Source organism: uncultured Veillonella sp. (genome assembly GCF_934190855.1).
In the GTDB taxonomy this organism is placed as follows: domain Bacteria; phylum Bacillota; class Negativicutes; order Veillonellales; family Veillonellaceae; genus Veillonella.
On sequence record NZ_CAKPTN010000146.1, the window covers coordinates 1 to 4,056 of the forward strand.

General features: G+C 37.5%; 4 protein-coding genes and 1 pseudogene. 4 read left to right on the forward strand and 1 reads right to left on the reverse strand.

The features are described 5' to 3' along the window. Positions 1–492: adenosylhomocysteinase (locus tag Q0F90_RS07765; protein WP_296004492.1), on the forward strand; the 492-nt coding region annotated here is incomplete at its 5' end. Between the two features lie 58 nt (positions 493–550). Beyond that, positions 551–1,840, forward strand: a complete 1,290-nt coding sequence (locus Q0F90_RS07770; protein WP_296004494.1) for an amidohydrolase — start codon at positions 551–553, stop codon at positions 1,838–1,840. A 107-nt stretch (positions 1,841–1,947) separates the two neighbouring features. Here the strand turns inward: Q0F90_RS07770 and Q0F90_RS07775 are convergent, their stop codons facing one another. Beyond that, positions 1,948–2,697 (reverse strand): class I SAM-dependent methyltransferase, encoded by a 750-nt coding sequence (locus Q0F90_RS07775; RefSeq protein WP_296004497.1) that lies wholly within the window; start codon positions 2,695–2,697, stop codon positions 1,948–1,950. A 145-nt stretch (positions 2,698–2,842) separates the two neighbouring features. Here Q0F90_RS07775 and Q0F90_RS07780 point away from each other — a divergent pair, with 145 nt between their 5' ends. Next, entirely contained in the window at positions 2,843–3,781 is a 939-nt protein-coding gene (locus Q0F90_RS07780; RefSeq protein ID WP_296004499.1) for a DUF1848 domain-containing protein, read from the forward strand. Between the two features lie 147 nt (positions 3,782–3,928). Further along, positions 3,929–4,056 (forward strand): annotated as a pseudogene (locus Q0F90_RS09240) (haloacid dehalogenase-like hydrolase); the annotation flags it as partial.

Sequence of the window (4,056 nt, forward strand, 5' to 3'; positions counted from 1 at the left end):
GTATTACCTATGATTGAGGCTGCTAAAGTGGGTGATATTTTCTGTACTGTAACAGGCTGTAAAGATGTTATTGTAAAAGAACATTACGAAGTAATGAAAGATAAAGCAATCATGTGTAATGCAGGTCACTTCGACTGCGAAGTAAATGTAGCTGAATTAGCTGACCTTGCAGTAAGCCATGAGCGCGTTCGTCAAAATATCGAAGGCTATACTATGGCTGATGGTCGTAAACTCTATGTATTGGCTGAAGGTCGCTTAGTAAACCTTGCAGCTGGTGATGGTCATCCTGCAGAAATCATGGACTTGTCCTTTGCTATGCAAGCCCTTGCTGCAGAGCATATCTTGAAAAATGGCAAAGAAATGGAGCCAAAAGTATATGTATTGCCTCATGAATTAGATGTGGAAATCGCTAAACTAAAATTGAACTCCATGGGCTATGATTTAGATTCTTTGACACAAGAACAAATCGACTACTTAACAAAAGTAAACTAATACTGTATTGAAATATAACCGAGCTATTATGGCTCGGTTATACCTATGAGGGAAGACGATGTCTGATTTATTGATTACTCATGTAGACGTCCTCACTGATGAGGGTGTTCTTAAAAATCATGCTATTGAAATTGAAAATGGCTATATTACGGCTATCTTAGCCGATAGTGAAGCTAGTAAGGCAAAAGATTCTGCTAAGGAAGTGCTCGATGGTAAAGGCCAATTGGCAGCGCCAGGTCTCGTAAATACCCATACTCATATTGCGATGGGCCTATTTAGAAACTATGCAGATGATCTTGAGCTTATGGAATGGCTTGAAACAGCTATCTGGCCGACAGAAGCAAAATTAAACGACGATTATGTTCGTTATGGCACACAACTTGGCATTGCTGAAATGTTGCGTACTGGTACCACAACCTTTAGCGACATGTATTTCTTTATGAATACGACGGCTGAGGTGGTAAAAGAAACAGGTATTCGCTCTGTATTATCTCGTGGCTTAGCTGGTGTTTCTCCCACAGCAGATCAATCATTAGTTGAAAATGCTGATTTATTCCGTACCTGGAATGGTTTTGATAACGACCGCATCAAGGTATTATTAGGACCACATGCGCCATATACTTGTCCAGATACTTATATGGAAAAGGTTATCGCCTTATCTCATGAATTAAACTGTGGCATTCACATGCACTTGTCCGAAACAAAAGGGGAAGTGGAGAATGTTATGAAAGCTACTGGTAAGACGCCAATTGCGCATATGCATGATTTAGGTCTATTTTGGAATACTACCTTAGCCGCACATTGCGTTCATGTTACAGATGAAGATATGGCTATTATGGCTGAAAATAATGTAGCTGTTGCCCATAATCCACAATCCAATTTAAAATTAGCAAGTGGTATTGCACCAGTGCCTGAAATGATTGCAAAAGGTATTACAGTTGGTCTTGGTACAGACGGCTCTGCTTCCAATAATAATGCAGATATGCTTGAAGAAGTACGCCTTGCTGCTACCTTACATAAAGCACGTCTTTACGATCCTAAGGCCATTCCTGCACAAGCAGCTTGGAATATGGGTACTGTAGAGGGCGCAAAAGCCCTTGGTTATACTGACCTTGGTGTATTAGCCAAAGGCTATCGTGCAGATATCGTGCTATATGATGTATCTGGGATGCACTGGATGCCTCGTTATAACGATTTAGCGGCACTTGTATACTCTGCAAACAGTTCTGATGTAAATACTACGATTGTAGGCGGCAAAGTTCTTATGAAAGACAAAGAATTGCTTACTATTGATGAAGAAAAGCTTCGCGCAGAAATCACTAAGGCTCAAGCGTATTTTAGTAACTAATATAAAGAAAACCCACTCATAGTATGATATATTTCTTTACTAGATAACTAATAAAGGGGAAACATATCATATGGAGTGGGTTTATTTTATATGTTTTGCTTTGAATACTATTTTATTACTTTCACCAAAAACATTGGCACAGGAATATAAAATTCATCTTCTTCACTGTAAATACGAGGACCTACTGTAGAATCGATGGTAACAGAGCTAGCACCTAATTTGGTGAGCAGTTCTTTATCCCATTGAGGGCGTGTAAAGGATGAAATTTCAAGCATATGGTAAATAGTATGGCACCGCTCTTTTAAATCATTACTTACGTGTTCATGGGCATGATGAACTGATTGTGGTAAGTCATGATGATTGCGAGCATGTTCCGCATCATAATTGAGGATTAAACCGCCTGGACGGATGACGCGTAACCATTCAGCATAAGCTTTATCTGGATGTGGTAAGTTCCACGTTACATTACGGGCTACAACGATATCAAAGGTATTAGAGTCAAAGCTGAGGTTTTCCGCATCCATAACGGAGAAGGTAGCATCACAATCGAGGGAGTCTGCTAGTTGGTTTGCTTCGTCTATCATGTTAGGTGTAATATCGATGCCGTGTACTGTATGTCCTAGTTGAGAGAGGATAATACTAAAGAAGCCTGCACCACATCCGATATCTAATATACGTAAAGAGCAATCAGAATCAAAAATATGACTCGTTAGTTCATCTCTCCATAATTTAAGTTTAGGGCTATCTAATTCTTTTGCACGTAAGGCACCGAAGTCGTGAGCTCGATCTGTCCAATAAGATGTAATAAAATCCTTATCATCCTTCATAGGATGGTTATGTTCAAAAATATCGTTCATACATTAGTTCTCCTCATATTCTATAGTGTTTATAGTACCATAAAATATGAATAAACTATACAGCAAAAATCACATTTATACTATAAATACATTGGGTTAGATATGTTATAATATTTTTATATTTTGTTTAATGAAAGGCAGGGCTATGATATTACAAACTGGACAACGTACAGATATACCTGCCTTTTATGGTCAATGGCTAATTAATCGTATTAACGAAGGATTTGTAGATGTTCAAAATCCTTATAATCCATTACAAGTGACACGTTATGCTATTAATCACGAAGTAGTAGATGGCATTGCTTTTTGTACGAAAAATCCTTTGCCATTTATACCATTACTTAACAATATTAAAGATTACCGACAATATTGGCATATGACGATAACCCCTTATGGACGTGACATTGAGCCCTATGTACCGCAATATGAGTCTGTAATAGATGGTTTTAAACATATTTCTAAAGAACTGAACCCTCAGTCTATGGTGTGGCGCTATGATCCAATTATTTTAACTAATGACTATACCTTAGATTTTCATTTTGAAAGCTTTTACAAAATGGCAAAGTCTTTAATGGGCTATACAGATACAGTTATTGTTAGTTTTTTAGATATCTTTGATAAAGTAGCTCATAATTTTCCTGAAGGCTATAGACCGAGTTTAGATATTCAAAAGAAAATGATTAAAGAAATGGTATCTATGGCTCAGTCTCATCATATGATGCTTAAAACCTGTGGAGAAGGGGATACTTTTAAAGAACTAGGTGCCAATATAGACGGCTGTCTTACACTAGACTGTTATGAACGGGCTTGGAATATTAAATTAAAAGCACCGAAACGAACACCGGCTAGACCTGAATGTAATTGTTATTTACATGGTGATATTGGTGCTTATGATAGCTGTAGTCACTTCTGCCGTTATTGTTATGCTAATACGAATCAAGCTGCAGTTCGTCAAAATCGAATGCAACATGATCCAAAATCTAGTTTACTGATTGGAACACTTTCAAAAAGAGCAATTATTAAAAAAAGTGTGGAAAAGAGCTGGATTGTAGAAGAAACTTTTACACAAGAGAGCCTATTTTAACTAGATTTACGAATAATTACGAAACTCAAATCATTGACGTATCGTGTAAAATATAGACAAAAGGGGTTGTCAAAGGGGCAACCCAGGAATATAAGAGAATGAAGGCCTTTGTATATGTATTTTTGTAATCATAAGGAGGTGCGATCCGTGATAACTTATAAGAACGACAGTAAAGAAGCTTTACAATCTTCTGAATCGTCTATGCCTGTACTAGCTATGTGTTATGATTTTGATAAAACCTTAACCCCTGACGATATGCAGGCACAAGGTTTTAT

Coding starts and splice junctions, on each gene's coding strand:
- Q0F90_RS07770 (WP_296004494.1), top strand. CDS start 551: ATGTCTGATTTATTGATTACTCATGTAGACGTCCTCACTGATGAGGGT.
- Q0F90_RS07775 (WP_296004497.1), bottom strand. CDS start 2,697: ATGAACGATATTTTTGAACATAACCATCCTATGAAGGATGATAAGGAT.
- Q0F90_RS07780 (WP_296004499.1), top strand. CDS start 2,843: ATGATATTACAAACTGGACAACGTACAGATATACCTGCCTTTTATGGT.